Origin of the sequence: Acaryochloris marina MBIC11017 (genome assembly GCF_000018105.1) — a bacterium.
Lineage (GTDB): Bacteria > Cyanobacteriota > Cyanobacteriia > Thermosynechococcales > Thermosynechococcaceae > Acaryochloris > Acaryochloris marina.
This window is the reverse complement of record NC_009927.1, coordinates 79017-98051: the sequence shown is the minus strand read 5'-3', so window position 1 is coordinate 98051 and position 19035 is coordinate 79017. Positions and strand designations below refer to the sequence as shown.

Here is a 19035-nt window from a genome sequence, read left to right as displayed (position 1 = left end):
CCAACGTCACCATGCTCTGCTTGATTTCTGTTGCCCACAGCACATCGCTTTTTTACTCCGGGGAACTTCAATAAATAGGGCCATTACACAAGTCAATCTTTAAGGCCTTTACAGCTAAAGCACTAGCTCGCAGATATTTCGCTGTGGGCACTTTCATCATGTTCTTCTGAGTTCATTACATCTGTTAAAAGTGAGTAATTCATATTAGTGAACTCATGCGCTGTGACCCCACTCAGGAAATGGGTCGTTTAATGATTTCCAATAAGTGTGGCCCCGCACAATTTCTTCCTCGCTTAATAGACATTCATCAAGCGCTTGTGTGATGCGTTCTTTATCCAAACCCTGGCCGATAAAAACTAGTTCCTGACGCATATCACCAAAAGGCTCTACCCATTGCTTTTTAATTGCGGCGAGATATTCTTCGTCTTGTGGCCAGTTTTCCTTGGGTACGGCTTTCCAGAACATCCCTGCGACACCGTGGCGAGCTATGCCTCCAGCCTGACTCCAGTGACCCGCAAACTGAGGGCGCGAAGCTAGCCAGAAGTACCCTTTAGAACGGATTAACTTACCGTATTTGTCTCTACTGGACAGAAACTGGTAAAACTTTTCTGGATGGAAAGGTCGTCGCGCAACGTAGCTAAAACTGCCTATGCCGTATTCTTCGGTTTCAGGGACATGCTCACCTCGCATCTCCTTGAGCCAACCAGCCGCTTGTTGTGCGCGCTCGAAATCGAATAATCCGGTGCTAAGCACATGATCAATATTAACTTGGCCTTGAGCAATCGGTACTATTTTCGCGTGCGTATTCAGCGTTTTAAGAATGGCTGTTAAGCGCTCGATATCAGAAGGGAGCACCAAGTCGGTTTTGCTTATGAGAATGACGTCGGCAAACTCCACTTGATCGACCAGCAAATCGGCGACACTGCGTTCATCTTCTTCACCCAAAGATTCACCCGTATCCTTTAAGGATCGCGCCTTTTCATAGTCCTCCAGAAAATTGACTGCATCGACCACGGTCACCATTGTGTCTAGATCGGCAACATCAGAAAGCGAAGCGCCATCTTCATCCGTAAAGGTAAAAGTTTCAGCTACAGGTAAAGGTTCAGAAATACCAGTGGATTCAATTACTAAATAATCAAAGCGACCCTCCCGTGCAAGCTTGTTAACTTCCTCAAGCAAATCTTCCCGTAAGGTGCAACAAATGCAGCCATTACTCATTTCAACAAGCTTTTCCTCGCTGCGGTTGAGAGAAACTTCACTTTGTACTATCGCCGAATCAATGTTGATTTCACTCATATCATTGACAATTACGGCGACCTTCTTGCCTTCCCGGTTGTTCAGAATGTGGCTCAGCACGGTGGTTTTACCGGCCCCAAGGAAACCTGAAAGTACGGTGACGGGGAGTTTGTTTGTATGTCTCATTGATTTCTATTACATTTCAATATGGTTCGTCTTTGGTTTGGCCAACTGATTGAATATTGAAAACAAATGATATGATACATCGTATCATTTTATTCTTTTGAATTTCGTGGAGCAGCCTAAAAGTCACTGTCTGTAACCATTCGTTGGCCCAGTAATCAGTAGATGGAGCATGATAGCCCTCTCGTTTAGGCTTAAAGATCGCGAATCTGCATCCAAGTACCACGTGATCGTTGAAAGCTATATCTAGTAAGCATCCTTGGAAAATTTCCAAAAACTTTCCTGAGAACGGCAATTTATTGGAAAGTTTTTATTTTTTGATCCAAGCCGTGTTGTTCTATCACAGGCATTTCTCAGAATAAATCTTGTCTAGAAGTTATTAGGTAGCATTTATTACTTTGATTTTTGATTAATATTTAGATATGGATACTTACAGTTATGGATACTAGGCTTCACATAGCTATTTTTTGACCCCAGATGTTCCTTCTTAGAGATGGCTAGCACTTTTCTGTAGGTACTTATAGATGCAACAACAAGCAGATAAAATTATCCAAACTTTAAAAGCGAAAGGCCTGCGAGTCACACCCCAGCGTTTTGCAGTCTATGCAGACTTACTAGCTCGCTCAGACCACCCAACTGCGGAGCAAATTACGAATCATCTGAATCAAGATGGACCTACCTCTTCTCAGGCAACGGTCTACTCCTCACTCCAGGCCTTACGCGAAGTGGGGCTTGTTCGAGAGGTTCTCTTAGAAGAAGGTGTTTGTCGTTATGATGCCAATATCGAACCTCACCATCACTTCCGATGTCAGTCTTGTGGAGCGATTGAGGATATTGCCTGGGATCAGCTTCAGGATTTAGATCTTAAGGCGCTTCGCCCTGGGTTACAGGTCACTCATTATGAGATCACGCTGTATGGTGGATATTGCAATCGCTGCCACCCCGAATAAAGGCAAAAAGCGTTTAGATACCCCGTTAATCTTATATCCTGCAATCGCAGAGTGATGACCCATTACCAATGATTTGCCCAGAACTTTTCGCAATTTTTCCCAGACTTAATTCACCATTGACAAGCCCTTGATTCAGATGGGTAGTAAGGACCGCTAACATTGAGGACAGATGGCATGAATTGATAATTGACAATCTAACAGATGAAATCCTAATTTCTTGGCTGTCTTGGAACCGATTTTCAGAACAGCATCACTTTTAAACTCAATGGTTTCATTGCATTTAACACAAATTAGATGGTGATGATGGTGGGGATAGGGCTGATTCAGTTCATAGTGTTTATGACCTTCAGCTAATTCTAACTCTCGCAAAATCCCCATGCGAGCCATTAATTTCACCGTTCGATAAATGGTCGATAAACTAATGGGCTTACCCTGTTCTTGCAGGAGAGTATCTAAATCTTCGGCACTCAAATGTTTGCCTTTTTCGAGGTCTATAAACACATTAAGAATGGTTTCCCGCTGAGGGGTGAGGCGCCAACCTCGATCGTTCAGTTCCGCTTTGAGCGAGTTAGCGTCGTACATAGTCTTTTCTCAAGAACATAAGCTTATTGAAAGTCTAACTATACATGGATGCTTTAGCAACAAGAAGATTTTATTGAGAAAAGAATAGCGGATTTTTTGCTCTCTGTAATTGCTGATCGCCTGCATTAACAGGGTGTTTGAGCGATCAACCTTATCCTTGCTCAGCGATATGAAGCGCTAGTCCAGCCCCATTTAGAGTCCCAATCTGACTGATGGTGACAGATTTACTATGCTAAATCTCGGCTCTATGGACTTTCCCTAGAATTTAGTCCACCAGCTTATGCTTATCCGTTCTGTATCAGATGGGATGGGGGCGTTGGCTGATTCTAAAAAATTATGATAATGATAATCATTATATTAAAATCCTGCTGGCAGCAAGTCTATCCATGAAAGAGACAACTTCTTCCTATGACGTGGTGATAGTCGGGGCAGGGCCAGCCGGGGTAGGTTGTGCGGTCGCGCTTCAAGATCTGGGCCTGAAAAACTTTATCCTGTTGGAACGGCAGCAGGTCGGAGCCTCCTTTAGTCGCTGGCCAGCAGAGATGAACTTAATCACCCCCTCGTTTCCGAGTCATGGTTTTGGCCTACTTGATCTCAATGCCATTACCCTGAAAACATCGCCAGCGGTCGCCTTTCGCCGAGAACATATCAATGGCCAGCAGTATGCCCTCTACTTGCAAACGGTGGCCAATCACTTCCAGTTGCCTGTGAAGACAGAAACAGACGTTTTGGATATTGAACCCCTTTCTCAGTGTCGTGGCTTTATCCTCAAGACGTCTGGTGGAGACATCAAAACCCAGTTTGTGATCTGGGCTGCTGGAGAATTCCAATACCCAAGGTTAAATCCATTTGTGGGAGCAGACCATTGTATTCACAATTCTCAGATTCGCTCTTGGAAAAATTTACCAGGGGATGAATTTACGATCATCGGCGGCTATGAAAGTGGTATGGATGCCGCGACCAACCTAGTCGCCTTAGGGAAGAGCGTCAGGGTTTTAGATCGGACTGGGGCTTGGGACAACCCGGATACTGATCCGAGTATTGCGTTGTCTCCCTATACAGTGCAGCGCGTAAAGCTAGCCGTTCAAACGGGCCGTCTCGAACTGATTGGCAATGTCTCCATTGAGGAAGTCAAAAAAGTGTCAGAGGGCTATGCTGTCTTCAGCGAATACCATAAATGGCTGACGGCTCATCCCCCGATTCTCTGTACTGGTTTTGAGACCAGCTTGCAACAGATTGCATCGCTGTTCGATTGGTCGGAGGGTTATGCCATGTTGAATGATCAAGATGAGTCTACGCTGACGCCAGGTCTATTTGTGGTTGGCCCCTCAGTCCGTCATCACGATGTTATTTTTTGCTTTATCTATAAATTTCGCCAGCGGTTTGCGGTAGTGGCTGATGCGATCGCACGTCGGTTAGACCTTGACCCTGCACCTCTAGAAATCTACCGCCAGCAAGGCATGTTTCTCGATGACCTGTCTTGTTGCGACAACGACTGTATCTGCTAAATCCTGTATCTACTGAAAAGATTCTAGATTGCTCAACGTCCGCCATGCCCCTGCATACCCCACCAGCCCAGCACTCTATCGTCGTAATCGGTAAAGAGATTACGGGCAAAGCTCAACGGGTTGCCTCGCTTACGAGATGTTTGATACAGCATTAACTGACGAGACTTCCCAGAAGTGAGGGTTGGAGCGAAATATTGACGGTTTCTCGAGTAGAGCCGCTATTATGAAATGATAATGATAATCATTCTGATAACTCTTGAGATCTGCAATCACACTGTTCTCGTTCAAGACGTAATAAGAAGGTGAGTATGCCAGAGAAACTAACTCCCCATCAGCGGCGCGTGTTGGAAGTCCTCTTTTCCACTCCTCAAGAATTCTCTGCCCAAGATCTGCATCAAGAATTTGGTAAGCAGCAACAAAGAGTGGGATTGGCAACGGTTTACCGTGCCCTTAAGGTCCTTCAGAAGTGTGGAAAAGTTCAAATGCGTTCTTTACCAAATGGAGAAGCGGTTTATAGTCTTGCCTCAGTCCATCGACATCACCTCACCTGTGTCAACTGTGGCACTTCCATGCCCTTAATGAACTGTCCAGTCCACAAGTTAGAGCAGGAACTAGCGCAAACACAGGAATTTCAAGTTTTTTACCACACTCTAGAAGTATTTGGTCTGTGTCAGAATTGCATTGAAGTTGAGGTTTCAGCCTGAAAAAAGGGGATTAGGCAAGCCTAAATCTCTTTGGCTTCATAACAGCAGGTATTTAATTATTTCTGAAGCAAGAACACTCTATTTTTCAAGATAAATTTGACCTGATTATTGATCAAAAACGCCAGCTCTTTGAAGGTTATTATGATGCCACCTTTGCGGCAACCCACGTTCTTCGGCTCTCCCTGACTTCATGACACATGTCAGCATGCACTATCCGATTTTTGGGCCTGAGACGCCCTGCCCCCATTGCCGACAAATGATGTCAGCTTTGACCTTAACGGATACCTATCTTTGCCAACGTCACGGTGCATTTGAAGCCGATCCCAATACTGAAGATTTAGTGCACTTACAATCTGGACGCCATTGGCGATTATGGGAAGGGCAATGGTATCGCCAACATACCCATCCAGATGGCATTCGTTTCGAAATTCATGAAGCGTTGGATCGGCTCTATAACGAAGGATATCGGGCGACCAAGGTCATCATCGCCCGGCGCTATCGTACGTTGATTAACACTTTTCTAGAGCATTCCCCCTGGTCTGATAAAACCCTATCTGGACACCCCAGTTTATATGGTCTACCCATAGAATTTGGCCCTGATCCCGAGCAAGATCCCCGCTGGCAAGTGATTAATTTTGATCTCGACAAAGAACCAGGTATTCCCAGTAATTCTCCCCATTCTCGGTTGTTTGATTAAGGCTTCTGAAGTGCAGCTTTTGTTTCTCGTTAGGCAGATGGTGCGCTTTTTCCGTAAACAGGCGACATCCAAAGTTTACTGGAGGAGCTGGGGTGATCTGCATTAGAGACTGAGTTGGAAGTCTTTACAACTCTATGAGGCGATTCAAAATGCGATGAAACAGACACCCAGAGCCAGTTCTTTGTTGGAGAATCTAAACGCCAGGCTTCTCACTAGCTTTCGCTAATTCTACTGGCCAAATTACTCGAATACAATTGGCAGTTCTTTATGAAAGGCGTGAGTGAACTGGAAGAAATATTCCAGTCTGCTTAACAAGAAAGATCAGGAAAATTTGGGGTATCAGTCGCTATTTTCAGGGATTTGGCTAATCACTTCTGACAGATTCATTCTAAGTACGTTATATCAATGCTCCCCTGGTTTTAATCACTCTCGATTCCATCCTCTCCTTGTACTCGGAAACACTATTTGCGACACATCCCGACAGCACACTTAAAGTAGGGTAGCAGCTACCTGTTTTGCTTGCTGAGCAGCATCGGCGTTCCCCTGCATCATAGACACCACAATCGCCCCTTCGATCAAAATTAATAATTGCTGGGTCAGCACTTCTGGGTTCTTTAGCTCGGCCATAGTGACTAATCCAAGAATATAGCCAGAGGTCGCACGTTTGTGCTCAATCGCCACTTGATACCCTGGATGCTCCGGGTCAACCAGCTCTACAGTGGAGTTTATAAAAGCACATCCTCGAAAATCGGGCTGTTTGAACCACTCTGCCAGCACATCAAAAATGGCAAGGATGCGATCGCAAGGTTCCACCGCACGAGCCTCGACTCTCTCTTGAAACCAAGCCCGCCAGCTCTCATCTCTCTGCTGCAGCCACGCCGCTATCAGAGCATCTTTGGACTTGAAGTGGTTATATAGCGACATTTTAGCCACACCCGACTCAGCAATAATGCGGTCAATGCCTACATTTTGCGTACCTTCTTGATAGAACAGCTCAGAAGCCGTATCAAGAATCCGATCTCGGACTGAGGAACGAGGCGATTTTGGGCGAGTCATACTTCAGATATATACAGACCTGTCTAAATATTATTTCAGTTATCCACCAAGTAGCAAGTAACGAGGAGATAGCTACCATTCAAGCTTTTCTCTGGAGCAGCGGCTAATCTCTTTCCACCTCAGACCTTAAACGCATTTGCCAAGAACTTAAAAAAAGACTTGACAATATACAGACCTGTCTAAATAATACAAGTAGACAGAGCGTTCTACATAAAAATCTAGAGTGTCTTTACTTGGACGCTTCTCCTTGTGGGACTGATGCAATCTATAAGCTTTGATTTTTGGGAGGTTCAGATGCAATTGACGAGACAAACTGTTAATCAACACACCGACCAAATCTACGATGTTTTGGTAGTTGGTGGTGGTGCTGCTGGCTTGTCAGCGGGTATTTATCTTCAGCGTTACTTACTCTCCACATTGATTATCGATAAAGGTAAAGCTCGCTCATTTTGGATGCAGGAACTTCACAATTACTTGGGTTTGCCTCCAGACACGCCCGGTCGAGAAGTCCTTAAGCAAGGTAAAGAACACTTTCTCTCTCTAGAGGGTGATTATTTGAACGCCTATGTGGAAGAGATTATCGATGAAGGCGAAACCTTTGCTGTGAAAGTCCGTATCGGTCGAAAAAATCCGACCTATGAAGTTTTTCACAGTCGCTATCTGATCGCAGGCAGTGGCATCATTGACCATCTGCCTCAGCTCGCCGACATGAAAAACGTGTTTGACTACGCTGGACACAACTTACATGTCTGTCTGATTTGTGACGGCTACGAAATGCGCGACCAGCGAGTTGGTGTCTTTGGCAGCAGTGAAGGTAGTCTACAAGTTGCTTTCCCGCTGGGTTGGTTCACTCCACATATCACCCTATTCACAAATGGTTTATTTGAAGTGGGGCATGAGATGCGAGAGCGCTTCACCGAAGCAGGCTACACCTTAAATGAACGGCCCATCCGTCAGTTCCTCGGTGAAAACCATCAAATGTCGGGTGTTGAGCTGGATGATAGTTCCGTCGTAGAACTTGATGCTGGTCTCATCTCAATGGGGTCCAATTACCACGCTGACTATCTCAAAGGCATTGAGTTGGAATATAACGGTGGCAACCTGGTCACAGATTCCATGAACCGTACATCCCATCCTCGTATCTTTGCCGTTGGCGATCTCAAGGTCGGTATGAATCAAGTCGTCATTGCCGCTGCTGATGGAGCAAACGCGGCTACTCAAATCTGGCGTGACATCCGCCGCGCCGAAGGCACCCGTCGCACTGCTGCATAAGAGCGTACTCAATCTCGCCAACCTAACAGGAGATATTCATCATGGCCAATATTGAAATTTACACCTGGAGTACCTGTCCGTTTTGTCGTCGCGCCAAACAACTCCTAGATCAAAAAGGCGCAACCTACACTGAATACCAAATTGATGGTGACGAAGCGGCCCGAGATCAAATGGTCGCCCGTGGAACGAATGGTCGCCGTTCTGTCCCCCAGATTTTCATCAACGACCAACACATCGGTGGTAGTGATGACCTTTACGCATTAGAGCGACAGGGCGCTTTGGATAAGCTATTGGGCTCTACTGAGGTGCTGGTTTAATGAAGCCTTGCGGGTTCTCAATTGGATTAGGCTTTGCAATTCCATTGGTCACAAACTTTTATTGTCCCTGGGAAAAAACTAAAACAGAAATCAAAAAAGGAGAAGCTCAAAATGGTTAAGGCTTACGGTTTTCATCTGTCTGGCAACAGCTACAAGGTGCGATTGCTTCTGGAACTATTGAAAGTTGATTATGACTGGAAAGAGATGGACCTAGTGAATGGAGAACATAAATCTCCAGAGTATTTAGCCGTCAATCCATTAGGGCAAGTCCCAGCGCTCGTGGATGGTGAGACTAGGCTGACTGATGCCCAATCTATCTTGGTATACCTAGCAAAACAATATGGGGGTGAACAGTGGCTTCCTACAGAAACCCTGCCTATGGTTCAAGTGATCAATTGGTTATTTACAACTGCAGGAGAAGTACGTCAGGGTCCTGAAAGTGCTCGACTTTATCACTTTTTCGGCGTTAGTAACATCAACGTGGAACGCACCTATCAAAAATCTGAGCATGTTCTGACTTACTTAAATCAGCACTTAAGCACCCGTACCTGGTTAGAATTTGAGCGTCCAACCATTGCTGATGTTGCTGTCTTTCCCTATGTTGCTCTGTCAAGGGATGGCAAAATTGACCTGGATGCCTATCCCCATATTTTGAACTGGATCGAGCAGGTGAAACAGCTTCCCGGTTTTATCTCTATGCCAGGTCTATAGGTCGATTTATACCCCCTAAAAAGAGGGAAAGTTACTATGGTAATCCCAGGCTGGACAAAAACTGAATCCCCTTTCCATGAAGGTGAATTAGCGATTCAATCGCGTTTGAATGTGCAAACACAGATTGATAAGCAAGGCCGACGAATCATTCGAGAATATCTGCCCGAACAATTTCGTCGATTCTTTGCGCAATTACCTTATGTGACCGTTGGTACAGTAGATGCAATGGGCAACCCCTGGGCGTCTATTCTAGTTGGAGAGCCTGGCTTTCTCTCTACACCCGATCGATATACTCTAAACGTGAATGCTTCGCCCTTACCCGGCGATCCCTTAGCCATGACGCTGGCATTGGGCATTGACATTGGCTTTTTAGGGATTGAGCTACATACCCGTCGTCGAAATCGGCTGAATGGTGTTGTCACAAAAACTCATAGAGAGGGCTTTGAAGTACAAGTTAGGCAGAGCTTTGGCAATTGCCCTCAATATATTCAAGCTCGCACGTCTGAACTGGGTGAATTTGATTCAAGAGCGCCCAGAACAATCAATGAGGTTTCTGTTTTATCAGAAAAAGAAAAGACTCTGATTACATCAGCGGATACCTTTTTTATCGCCACGGCTTATCAGGCAGATGCAGCTGGAGCAGCGAGTGGTGTCGATGTTTCTCATCGTGGAGGTAAACCAGGATTTATTCGAATCGATGGTGGTCATACCCTGACGGTTCCAGATTTTGCTGGTAATCGGCACTACAATACCTTTGGAAACCTACAGGTAAATCCCAGAGCAGGACTGCTATTTATAGATTTTACTCAAGGAGATCTGCTCTACTTAACAGGTGCTGCAAACGTGATTTGGGAAGGTTCTGAAATTGCTGAATTTGAAGGTGCAGAGCGGTTAATGCATTTTCACCTGACGAAAGGGTATTGTGTAGAAAACAGCCTGCCTTTACGTTGGTCAGCTCCAGTCTTCTCCCCCTTCCTAGAAAATACAGGAACCTGAATGGTTCGTTGATCCACTTGAGCTTGGCATGCCGAGAGTATGCCTGGGTACCTCTCAAATCCCCACCCGTCATTTCTAAATATGTGGTTGTGCCACTATTATGGGGGCCAAAATCTTCACTTACCCCCATCTTCTTAGCCGAAGCCCGGACTATTCGACATAACGATGTCACCGATAACTACGACTCCCTATCACCCGATCCAACGATATAAATAATGGATCAGTAGGGGCACATTCCCCTCGTAGCTCCAACCACCTGAAAATCCCCTGAACGCCGCTCACCGTCAGATCAATCCACTCTCATTCATTCCGTCCCTTCCCTAAAATGGACAACCGTTTCTGCTCCAGGTCAAAATGGCAGACATCGCAGTTCACCAGCTCAGACCGTCGCAATCCAGCCTCCCAGAACAGTGTCGTCATCGCATAGTTCCGAGACCCAGCCAGGGGAAACTGATTGATGTATATCAGCATGCGATGACGAAATCCCCCGAGTATCCCGGTAGAGCTTCACCGTCCGTCCATCCACTACAGCCAACATCCAATCGCACATATCAAGGCGATGGACCATCCATACCATTGACTTGACTGCGGACAATCGACGATTGGTGGTGTTGGGGGCTGGTTTGCAAAAAAGAATAATAATGATTATCATTCTCAGTATAAAAACTTATTCAAGCGGTTCAATCTATTCCAAGATATTGGCAAATTCCTATGTGCCTTCCGCTTCTCTCTAATGCATCTCATTCCTGTGATAAGGTGCAGAAACAATTTTATAGATTCGGTTCTAACGGAGAACAGCCGTTAGAGGAAACGGGGAAAGTCCGGTGAAAATCCGGCGCTGTCCCGCAACTGTGATGAGGCTTTGTCCTCAGAGTCAGAACGCCCGCCGAGTTATTACTCACTTACAACATCTGCGAGGTATGGATGAAAGGTGTAAAAGTTGGGTTTCCTGTCATTGGGAAGCTCATATTCGTTTTTGGACTCAGTTTAACTGCCTGGTTTAGCTACACTTCAAGAGCTAGCCTGGCACAAGCGAATCCCCCTACCGATGAGGAGGCCCTACCTTCTTCGATAGTGGAGGACGAAGAAGTAGAAATTACAGTCACGGGAGAAATCTTAGATCAGCCCGTTTATGCCCCCTTTCGGCGAGAAGGCACGGTGCGTGATTCGTCTCGCCCGGTGTATGTGATTAATCGCGAGCAAATTGAGGCCCAAGGCGCGAGAACGGTCCAAGAAGCGTTGAAATATCTCCCAGGAATTCTGAGGGACGGCACAGCTGGGGGACAACTAGGAGCTCTGAGTAGCCAGTTTATTCGGGGGAGTAACACAGCTCAAGTTTTGATTTTGCTAGATGGTCGCCCCATTAATGACGTGGGGTTTATGGGTGGATTTGATCTATCGAATTTCACGACGGACAATATAGAGCGGATTGAACTCTTGCCAGGTGGAGGATCGACCCTCTATGGCTCCGATGCCTTAGGGGGCGTGATTAATATCATTACTCGTGCTCCTGCTGACGAAAAACCGGAGGTGACCCTCAGAGCTGCGGCTGGAAGTTTTGGGCTCAATGAGCAAGCCGTGCAGGCTCGGGGGCGCAGTGGGGATTTGGGGTGGAGCGTTGGCTATACCCGCACCCAGGCGACGAATGACTTTCCGTTTGAGATTAACCGGATTGGATTGCAAGCAGATCGGAACAACGCCGACGTGTTGTACAACAATCTGAATCTGAAGCTGGAAGGAAAACTCAGCGATCGCAACCAGGTAACCTTCAGCGCCCTCTATCTGAACAAAGATTTTGGCTCGGCTGGGGGTGTGCCAATTCCCGACAGTATTGGCCAATTTAATAGCCTGACCCCTTTAGCCCGGCAAACCACGGAAGAACTCTTCCTAGATCTGACTTGGCAAGCCCAACTGGACCAGGCGGGCAACTCCCAACTCACCAGCCGGATTTTTGCGGATCTGCTGGACTCCAACTTTGATAATCCAGACCCTGCAGCCTTTGGCACACGAGATGATGTTGATCGCCGCTCTATTGGGGCACAAGTCCAGCACAACTGGAAAGTCGCCAAAAACCAAACCCTGACCTATGGATTTGACTACCGCAATACCCAGTCTCGGAACACCACTTTTAGCTATGGTCTGGGAACCACAGATGTTAACTATGATGGCGGCATTGATCAAGGGGCCTTGTTTGCCCGTTATGACGTCAACATTACGCCAAAATTCAATCTCAATTTTGGTTTGCGCCAAGATTTCAATAGTTTAGCTAATGGTTCCTTTACCTCTCCTAGTGTGGGGGCTCGTCTTGCCATAGGAGATTCCACGGTTTTACGGGCGAATTATGCCAGGAGTTTTCGAGCACCTCAAATCGTCAACCTAGAAGGCTTAGCTGCCTTTAATGTGGTGGGTAACCCTGATTTAGAGCCAGAACGGGGCGATAGTTTTGATATTGGCATTGACCAATCCCTGGGGGAGAATGGCTTGTTACGCCTCACCTTCTTTGCCAATACCATCTCTAACTTGATTAACTTTCAGTTTGGTGCCCCTAGTACCTATGAAAATATCGGCAAGGTGCGGACGCTGGGTTTAGAGGCGGATTTGAATGTGCGACTGCTCAAAAACCTGTATGCCTTTGCCAACTACACCTTGAATGAGCCTGAAATTATTGAGGATGGCGACCCTACGATTACAGGTAATGAACTCAGCTTTCGCGGCGCGGATAGCCTCAATGTTGGTTTGGCCTATGAGAATGCAAAAGGTGTCTATATCGCCGCCATTGTCCGCTATCTCAGTTCCTACTTTGTCAACAACACGAATACAGAATCCTTGCCGGGCTATACCACGCTCGATCTCAAGCTTCGTTTCCCGATTGGGGATAGCTTTGCCTTCACGGGCAGTTTAGACAATTTGTTAGATCAGCATTATGAACAATTTCCAGGTTTTCCGGCAGTGGGTCGGAGTTTTCGCCTGGGTGTGAGTGCCACTTTTTAGGACTTATTGTAGGACTTAACTAAGATGTCTGAATTTTCACGTCAAGTCGTCCCTTTAAACTACCGTACCGTTGACCCCTTAGCGACTGGAGGACAGATCGAGTATGAAGATTTTCCTTGCACCATTGAGGTCCTGGGGCCTCTGCTTTACACCCTGTTTCAAGAGTGCTGGCAACAAACCCAGATTGGTCACGTAGTAGAGGGGAGCGTTCTTGAGCTGGAATTTACCCAAGCCCCTAAAACTTGTATTTTGTACGATGGCTATCTGACGGTTGTGACGGCAGGATGGCATTTGCATCTATGCCTAGAAGAACATCAGGGTGGTCCCCTCGGCAAAACCCCTCCAGCGTTGAGACGAAAACGACAGGTACAGCGAGCCTCGTTTTACCGCCGCTTCAATGATCGCGGCCAAGCACGAAGTTGGGGGATTCAGTTCTGGAATGGAGCTGGAGAAAAGATGATGAATCTCTTTTTACCCAATCCCTTTGTGGATGCCGACGAGAACTTGCTACCGGAAGGGACACCCCAACTGGATAAACTGAGCCTCTATGAAACGTTGCGCGATATTTATGTATTGGGAACTCGTCCCATTCCCTATACTGAGAATCCACTCAAGCGACCCTATCTGTCAGTCTGTCGATCCAGCCGCTGCTATCCCTCTCAGGATGTGCAGCCCATTATTGAGGCATTACAAACGGCTGTACAGCAGTCAGGTTTGGAGGTTGCCGTGAGAACCTCTGGCTGTTTAGAAGTTTGTGCTGCTGGGCCAGTGGTGTTTTATTCCGGGGATCGCACTTGGTATACCCGCGTGACTCCTGAGATTGCCCACCGAATTGTTCAGGAGCATGTCGCTCAAGGCCGCCCTATTCAAGCCCATGTCTATCCCCCGATCAAAACTCAAGCCTCTGTATAGCCCTAGCGACGACAGGATGAAGGAACCCAAAGCATCCATCAGTGACTACGCTACTTCTGGCTGGATTCGACTGCTGAAAGTAACGGCGGGATTGGCTGTCGTTGGATTCCTAGGGGGAGTTGGTTGCCAGCCAACCCAATCACCATCAGCCCTGAAATCTGATTCTTCACCAACTTCTGCCGATCAATGTCCTGTTGCGTACGATCCTACTCAAGATTATTTCCCCAATAAGGTCCAGTCTGACTATGCCGTGGGTTTCTCGGTAGAGTATCACCGTCACTACAAAATAGTTACCGTTCAGAATCCCTGGAAAGGGGCAAACCAAACCTTTCAGTATCTGCTAGTGCAGTGTGGAACACCCAAACCCCCAGGCTTTGAAGATCTGCCGATGGTGGAAGTACCGATTAGCAGTCTAGTCGTGCTATCCACGACCTATTTACCTCACTTGGAACTGTTAGGTCAGCTAGATACCCTTGTCGGTGTCAGCCAGTTTAAGCAAGTGAATAGTCTAAAGGTGCGGGCCAAAATTGATCGGGGTGAACTGGTTGAGTTTAATTCTGGCAATACCTTAGATGTGGAGCGGCTGCTGGTGACAGCACCGGATTTGGTGATGACCTATGGAACGGGTAACCCAGACACAGATAGTCATCCTCGTCTGGTCAAGGCAGGTCTACCCGTTGCCCTGGTGGGGGAATATATGGAGGAATCCCCCCTGGGACAAGCAGAGTGGTTAAAGTATACGGCCCTATTTTTTAATCAAGAAGCGCAGGCAGAACAGGTCTTTTCCGATATAGCCCAAGAGTATCAATCGATGGTGCAGTTGGCTCAATCTGTGGCCCAACGTCCCACGGTGTTTACGGGGTTTAGTCACAATGGCACCTGGTATATGCCGGGAGGCAAAAGTTATGTGTCCCAGCTCTTGCAGGATGCAGGTGCCAACTATCTCTGGTCAGAGTCAGATGCAAGAGGGAGTCTACCCCTGGACTTTGAAGCAGTGTTTAATCGAGCAGTGAAGGCTGAGTTCTGGGTTAATGTCAGCCAAGATTGGAGATCGAGACAAGATGCGATCTCAACCGATGCTCGCTACGGTCAACTGTCTGCAGTCCAAGCTGATCGCGTCTTCAATAATACGGCTCGGGTCAATGCTGCTGGCGGCAACGATTATTGGGAAAGCGGGGTTGTAAACCCCCATAAGGTACTAGCAGACTTGATCAAGATTTTCCACCCAGAGTTATTGCCTAATCATCAACTGATTTATTACCAAAAATTAGACTCATGACGGCCCCCATTACGCTTGCACAAATCAGTGATACCCATCTGTTGGCAGATACAACGGCACTGCTACGAGGGACTAATCCTTGGCAATCCTTACAGGCTGTTCTGCAGCAAGTGAATCGAGATCAACTGGATGGAATTCTCTTAACGGGGGATTTAGCCGATCAAGGGAGTGTCGTTGCTTATCAGCATTTAATGAGAGCAATCTTACCCTTGAAGATGCCAGCTTACTGGCTGCCTGGTAACCATGATCAAGTTGAGGCCATGCATCGGGAACTGCAGTCTCCTCAACTCTATGGGCCACAGGCAATTCATCTGGGGAGCTGGCTGCTTATTTCACTCAACTCAGTGTTGCCTTCTGCTCAGTTTGGTGAAGGGTATTTATCAGTCAGCGCCTTGCAACAGTTGCAATCAGTCTTGACTCAACATCCTCATAAACCTACGGTGATTGCCCTACACCATCATCCTGTGGCAATCGGTATCGACTGGCTGGATCAAATGCAGGTGCAAAATGCTGATGCATTGCTCACCCTGTTGGAGAGCTTCCCACAAGTGAAAGTGGTGCTGTTTGGACATATCCACTTGGACTTCCAGTATCAGCATGTTTTCAGCCAACGTCCCTCACCGATTTACTTCTACGGTTGTCCTTCCACTTGTTTACAGGTGAATCCACCTGTACCAACTGATCATACTCATCTGCCTGGGTTTCGGCTGTTATCTCTTGATCCTAATGGCACTCATCGCACTTGGGTACAACGGGTTGAATATGTACAGCAGTGAGAAATGGATATGTCCTCAGCGATGACTGATGGGAACGATAGACATCTTCCCGACCCACTACATGGAAGGCCGCAAATCAGCCGTTACGCTGGTTTAGGGGTTCTAAGTAGTGTCTTGTTAATGGGGGTGCTAGTCAGCCTGGCTTTTGGATCTGTCTCGATTCCCCTATCAGACGTGATCACTGTGTTGTTCGGAGGTCAGGCCACGAATCCGACCTGGCAACAGATTATTCTCCAGTTTCGATTGCCTAGAACGATAACTGCGATCGCAGCGGGTTCTGCCTTAGCAACGAGCGGATTACAGCTACAGGCATTATTCCGCAATCCACTTGCAGGGCCTTCCTTGCTAGGCATTAATGCTGGCGCTAGTTTGGGGGCCGCTCTCGTGGTTTTAACTAGAGGGACAGCTAACGCTGGCAATGGTTTTGTTCAGATCAGCATTATTGGGGCGGCCAGTTTGGGCGCAGGGATGTCCATGGGGGTGGTGCTACTAGTGGCTCAACGGGTGCGTAGTGCTTTAGCACTGCTTATTTTTGGCCTCATGTTTGGGTATATGACCACTGCTCTAGTGACTATCCTTTTGCATTTCAGTTTGCTTACTCAGACCCAGGCATACCTCAACTGGACCTTTGGTAGTTTTTCGAATGTGACTTGGCAACAGATGCCCTTGTTGTTGCCTGTCATTGCCTTAGGACTTGGGGGATCACAACTGTTGCATAAAGCTTTAAATTTGCTGTTACTGGGGGAAGCGCAAGCTCAAAGTATAGGGCTGTCTGTCAATCGAACCCGATGCCTTTTGATCTTCAGTTCTTCCTTATTATCAGGATCGGTTACGGCCTTTTGTGGACCTATTGCATTTGTGGGAGTCGCTGTCCCGCATCTGTGCCGGAGTTTATTTCGAACCGTCGATCATCGCATCCTAGTCCCAGCTGTGGCTCTGCTCGGTGCCATCTTAGCTTTGATTGCCGATGCGATCTCTCAACTTCCAGGGAGTCAGTCCGTTCTACCCCTCAATGCAGTGATGGCTGTGCTGGGTGCCCCCATCCTGATTTGGCTGATGTTAAAGCGGCAGCAATCCTTGTATTAAGTTATGGATTTAATGTCTCATATATGGCCGATTATGCCGAAATCTCGACATCGCTTTATAGGCTCAGCGTGCAGCAAGGGTGGTTGCTGTATCAGTGCCTCTTGGTGTATTTATTCGCAGTTTTATGCTCTCAGAACTAATGCCGTTTGCTGTGGTTACGGTCAGAGTAATCGGTCTTCTCTTGTCGCTGTAATGAATGGAGGGGTATCAACAAAATGCAGTTTGGCCAAGTGATTATTGCGGGAGGAGTGGTGATGCTCCCGCTCATGGTTTTTTCGTTAATTGCGATCGCACTGATTTTTGAACGCCTCATCTTTTGGACGAGGGTGAATCGCAACCAGTTGCGGATCGTCAAACAGGCACTGCAGCTTTATCGCCAAGATAATGTCTATGACGCCTTGAGGTATCTCCAAGAGCAAGCAAGATTTCCGATTGCCCGGATATTCTTAGCTGCCTTGTCCTTAGAAGACCCGACACCGGAAGAATTCCGATTGGCATTAGAAAGTGAAGCTCAAGCTGAATTGCCGACATTGAAACGATTTACGACGGTGTTTGACACCATCATTAGTATTTCCCCTTTACTCGGCCTATTAGGGACGGTATTGGGCCTGATCAACTCCTTCTCCTCCCTAGATGTAGGCAATATCGGCGGTAGTGAATCAGCAGAAGTCACCGGGGGAATAAGTACCGCCCTAATTTCAACGGCTGCGGGATTGATTGTCGCCATTTCAACCCTGATTTTTGCCAATATGTTTCGCAGTTTATATCAGCGCCAGTTGGCCTTTATTCAAGAGCATGGGGGGCAGTTGGAGTTGCTTTATCGTCACCGCTATGAAAGAGGCAGGGTGAATCATGCGCTTACCCGATGATCCCAGTCCATCGGCTCAAATCAATATTGTGCCGATGATTGATGTTATTTTTGCAATTCTGTCCTTTTTTATCATTGCCACGTTATTCCTCAACCGCAGTGATGCCTTACCTGTTAATTTGCCCCAGGCAAAGACAGTAAAACCACAGCTATCGACCAAGGTGACGGTCACGATTGATGCGCAGGGGGATTTAGCTCTCAATCGAGAACCCATTCAGCTCAACGTCCTTGAGGCAGAAGTGAAGGAGCTAACTGATTCAGCTGACAAGGTAGTGGTGGTGATTCATGCAGATGACCAAGTGAGTCATGGCCGCGTCGTGACGGTGATGGATCGCATTCGCGAAATTGAAGGTGCGAAACTGGCCATTGCTGCCACAAAGAAACCATGATGACTACCTGATCACCATCTAACTGGCGGAACATGAACAATAGTTTGTGCTCAGTCTGTGGCTCTGCCCTGGGGGAGGTTCTGCCCGGCAATAACTGAATAATTGGAACTAAGTTTGCGGGTCTCAACACCTACAGGCATATTTAGGTCTTGCTGAAATAAATAAATTTAGCTAATTCCGAGCATCAATTAGGCATACATCAACCAGATTTGTGTCAGTTAAATCAGCTTGATTCAAGCACACCTCAGTTAATTGGGCCTCAGCCAAATTGGCACCAAGCAAATCAACGCCAGCAAAGTCCCTTTCTTCAGAAGCATATCGCTCCAACAATTCCTCAGCAGTCATGACTACAACTCCCAAAGTAAACCAAGAGCATCCGCTGCATACTCCAGTTATCCGCTGCACCGGCGAACACAGTGTTAAAACGGCTACGTCCTGGTCTGAAACGCTGAGACTCCTTATGAGCAGTACTCAGTGATATTTACCTGCAGCATTCCATAATCTCTTAATACCTCGACAGAT

The 19035-nt window shown here is 47.0% G+C and carries 21 protein-coding genes and 1 riboswitch; of the genes, 16 read left to right on the top strand and 5 right to left on the bottom strand.

Annotated features, from left to right (window positions below; genetic code table 11):
- Positions 1–213 precede the first annotated feature (213 nt).
- Positions 214–1422, bottom strand: coding sequence for a zinc metallochaperone GTPase ZigA (gene zigA / locus AM1_RS30955; RefSeq protein WP_012167023.1), 1209 nt, complete (start codon positions 1420–1422; stop codon positions 214–216).
- Between the two features lie 521 nt (positions 1423–1943).
- On the opposite strand from zigA, the gene AM1_RS30950 reads away from it, so the two are divergent.
- The gene (locus tag AM1_RS30950; RefSeq protein WP_012167021.1) at positions 1944–2369 is read left to right on the top strand and encodes a Fur family transcriptional regulator; all 426 of its coding nucleotides are present in this window, start codon (positions 1944–1946) and stop codon (positions 2367–2369) included.
- A gap of 153 nt (positions 2370–2522) precedes the next feature.
- Here the strand turns inward: AM1_RS30950 and AM1_RS30945 are convergent, their stop codons facing one another.
- Positions 2523–2951, bottom strand: a complete 429-nt coding sequence (locus tag AM1_RS30945) for a Fur family transcriptional regulator (protein WP_012167019.1) — start codon at positions 2949–2951, stop codon at positions 2523–2525.
- A 386-nt stretch (positions 2952–3337) separates the two neighbouring features.
- On the opposite strand from AM1_RS30945, the gene AM1_RS30940 reads away from it, so the two are divergent.
- The 3 genes from AM1_RS30940 (at position 3338) to AM1_RS30930 (ending at position 5860) form a co-directional block, all read left to right on the top strand.
- Positions 3338–4459, top strand: coding sequence for an NAD(P)/FAD-dependent oxidoreductase (locus AM1_RS30940; RefSeq protein WP_041661268.1), 1122 nt, complete (start codon positions 3338–3340; stop codon positions 4457–4459).
- Between the two features lie 308 nt (positions 4460–4767).
- The gene (locus tag AM1_RS30935) at positions 4768–5163 is read left to right on the top strand and encodes a Fur family transcriptional regulator (protein WP_012167016.1); all 396 of its coding nucleotides are present in this window, start codon (positions 4768–4770) and stop codon (positions 5161–5163) included.
- A 190-nt stretch (positions 5164–5353) separates the two neighbouring features.
- Positions 5354–5860 carry a TIGR02652 family protein gene (locus AM1_RS30930; protein ID WP_012167015.1) on the top strand — a complete coding sequence of 169 codons (507 nt, stop codon included), beginning with the start codon at positions 5354–5356 and terminating at the stop codon, positions 5858–5860.
- Positions 5861–6349: 489 nt separating this feature from the next.
- Here AM1_RS30930 and AM1_RS30925 read toward each other — a convergent pair whose 3' ends face one another.
- Positions 6350–6916 (bottom strand): TetR/AcrR family transcriptional regulator, encoded by a 567-nt coding sequence (locus AM1_RS30925; protein WP_012167014.1) that lies wholly within the window; start codon positions 6914–6916, stop codon positions 6350–6352.
- A 294-nt stretch (positions 6917–7210) separates the two neighbouring features.
- On the opposite strand from AM1_RS30925, the gene AM1_RS30920 reads away from it, so the two are divergent.
- From AM1_RS30920 to AM1_RS30905, 4 genes are all read left to right on the top strand, one after another.
- On the top strand, positions 7211–8188 hold the full coding sequence (locus AM1_RS30920) for an NAD(P)/FAD-dependent oxidoreductase (RefSeq protein WP_012167013.1): 978 nt from the start codon (positions 7211–7213) through the stop codon (positions 8186–8188).
- 41 nt (positions 8189–8229) lie between these two features.
- Complete coding sequence (grxC, locus tag AM1_RS30915; protein WP_012167012.1) at positions 8230–8505, top strand: glutaredoxin 3; 276 nt, start codon at positions 8230–8232, stop codon at positions 8503–8505.
- A 111-nt stretch (positions 8506–8616) separates the two neighbouring features.
- A complete protein-coding gene (locus tag AM1_RS30910; protein ID WP_012167010.1) occupies positions 8617–9216 on the top strand; it encodes a glutathione S-transferase family protein in 600 nt (199 codons plus the stop codon).
- A 36-nt stretch (positions 9217–9252) separates the two neighbouring features.
- Positions 9253–10212, top strand: coding sequence for a pyridoxamine 5'-phosphate oxidase family protein (locus tag AM1_RS30905; RefSeq protein ID WP_012167009.1), 960 nt, complete (start codon positions 9253–9255; stop codon positions 10210–10212).
- A gap of 379 nt (positions 10213–10591) precedes the next feature.
- Here AM1_RS30905 and AM1_RS40235 read toward each other — a convergent pair whose 3' ends face one another.
- Positions 10592–10780 carry a hypothetical protein gene (locus tag AM1_RS40235; RefSeq protein WP_187152983.1) on the bottom strand — a complete coding sequence of 63 codons (189 nt, stop codon included), beginning with the start codon at positions 10778–10780 and terminating at the stop codon, positions 10592–10594.
- 194 nt (positions 10781–10974) lie between these two features.
- Positions 10975–11117, top strand: a riboswitch (cobalamin riboswitch).
- 19 nt (positions 11118–11136) lie between these two features.
- Between AM1_RS40235 and AM1_RS30895 the strand changes: the two genes are divergently transcribed.
- The 7 genes from AM1_RS30895 (at position 11137) to AM1_RS30865 (ending at position 18513) form a co-directional block, all read left to right on the top strand.
- Positions 11137–13203, top strand: a complete 2067-nt coding sequence (locus AM1_RS30895) for a TonB-dependent receptor plug domain-containing protein (protein WP_012167004.1) — start codon at positions 11137–11139, stop codon at positions 13201–13203.
- 24 nt (positions 13204–13227) lie between these two features.
- Positions 13228–14115, top strand: a complete 888-nt coding sequence (locus tag AM1_RS30890) for a (2Fe-2S) ferredoxin domain-containing protein (RefSeq protein ID WP_012167003.1) — start codon at positions 13228–13230, stop codon at positions 14113–14115.
- Entirely contained in the window at positions 14078–15394 is a 1317-nt protein-coding gene (locus tag AM1_RS30885; RefSeq protein ID WP_238549349.1) for an ABC transporter substrate-binding protein, read from the top strand. The genes AM1_RS30890 and AM1_RS30885 overlap by 38 nt, the downstream gene beginning before the upstream one ends.
- Positions 15391–16170 (top strand): metallophosphoesterase, encoded by a 780-nt coding sequence (locus tag AM1_RS30880; RefSeq protein WP_012167001.1) that lies wholly within the window; start codon positions 15391–15393, stop codon positions 16168–16170. Before AM1_RS30885 ends, AM1_RS30880 begins: the two co-directional genes overlap by 4 nt.
- A 9-nt stretch (positions 16171–16179) precedes the next feature.
- Complete coding sequence (locus AM1_RS30875) at positions 16180–17256, top strand: iron ABC transporter permease (RefSeq protein WP_148216019.1); 1077 nt, start codon at positions 16180–16182, stop codon at positions 17254–17256.
- Between the two features lie 215 nt (positions 17257–17471).
- Positions 17472–18125, top strand: coding sequence for a MotA/TolQ/ExbB proton channel family protein (locus tag AM1_RS30870; RefSeq protein ID WP_012166999.1), 654 nt, complete (start codon positions 17472–17474; stop codon positions 18123–18125).
- On the top strand, positions 18109–18513 hold the full coding sequence (locus AM1_RS30865; protein WP_012166998.1) for an ExbD/TolR family protein: 405 nt from the start codon (positions 18109–18111) through the stop codon (positions 18511–18513). The genes AM1_RS30870 and AM1_RS30865 overlap by 17 nt, the downstream gene beginning before the upstream one ends.
- Before the next feature lie 171 nt (positions 18514–18684).
- On the opposite strand, the gene AM1_RS40230 is transcribed toward AM1_RS30865, so the two are convergent.
- Entirely contained in the window at positions 18685–18858 is a 174-nt protein-coding gene (locus tag AM1_RS40230) for a pentapeptide repeat-containing protein (RefSeq protein WP_148216018.1), read from the bottom strand.
- Between AM1_RS40230 and AM1_RS44100 the strand changes: the two genes are divergently transcribed.
- Positions 18857–18991 (top strand): hypothetical protein, encoded by a 135-nt coding sequence (locus tag AM1_RS44100; protein WP_269150241.1) that lies wholly within the window; start codon positions 18857–18859, stop codon positions 18989–18991. The genes AM1_RS40230 and AM1_RS44100 overlap by 2 nt on opposite strands.
- The last annotated feature ends 44 nt before the right edge of the window (positions 18992–19035 follow it).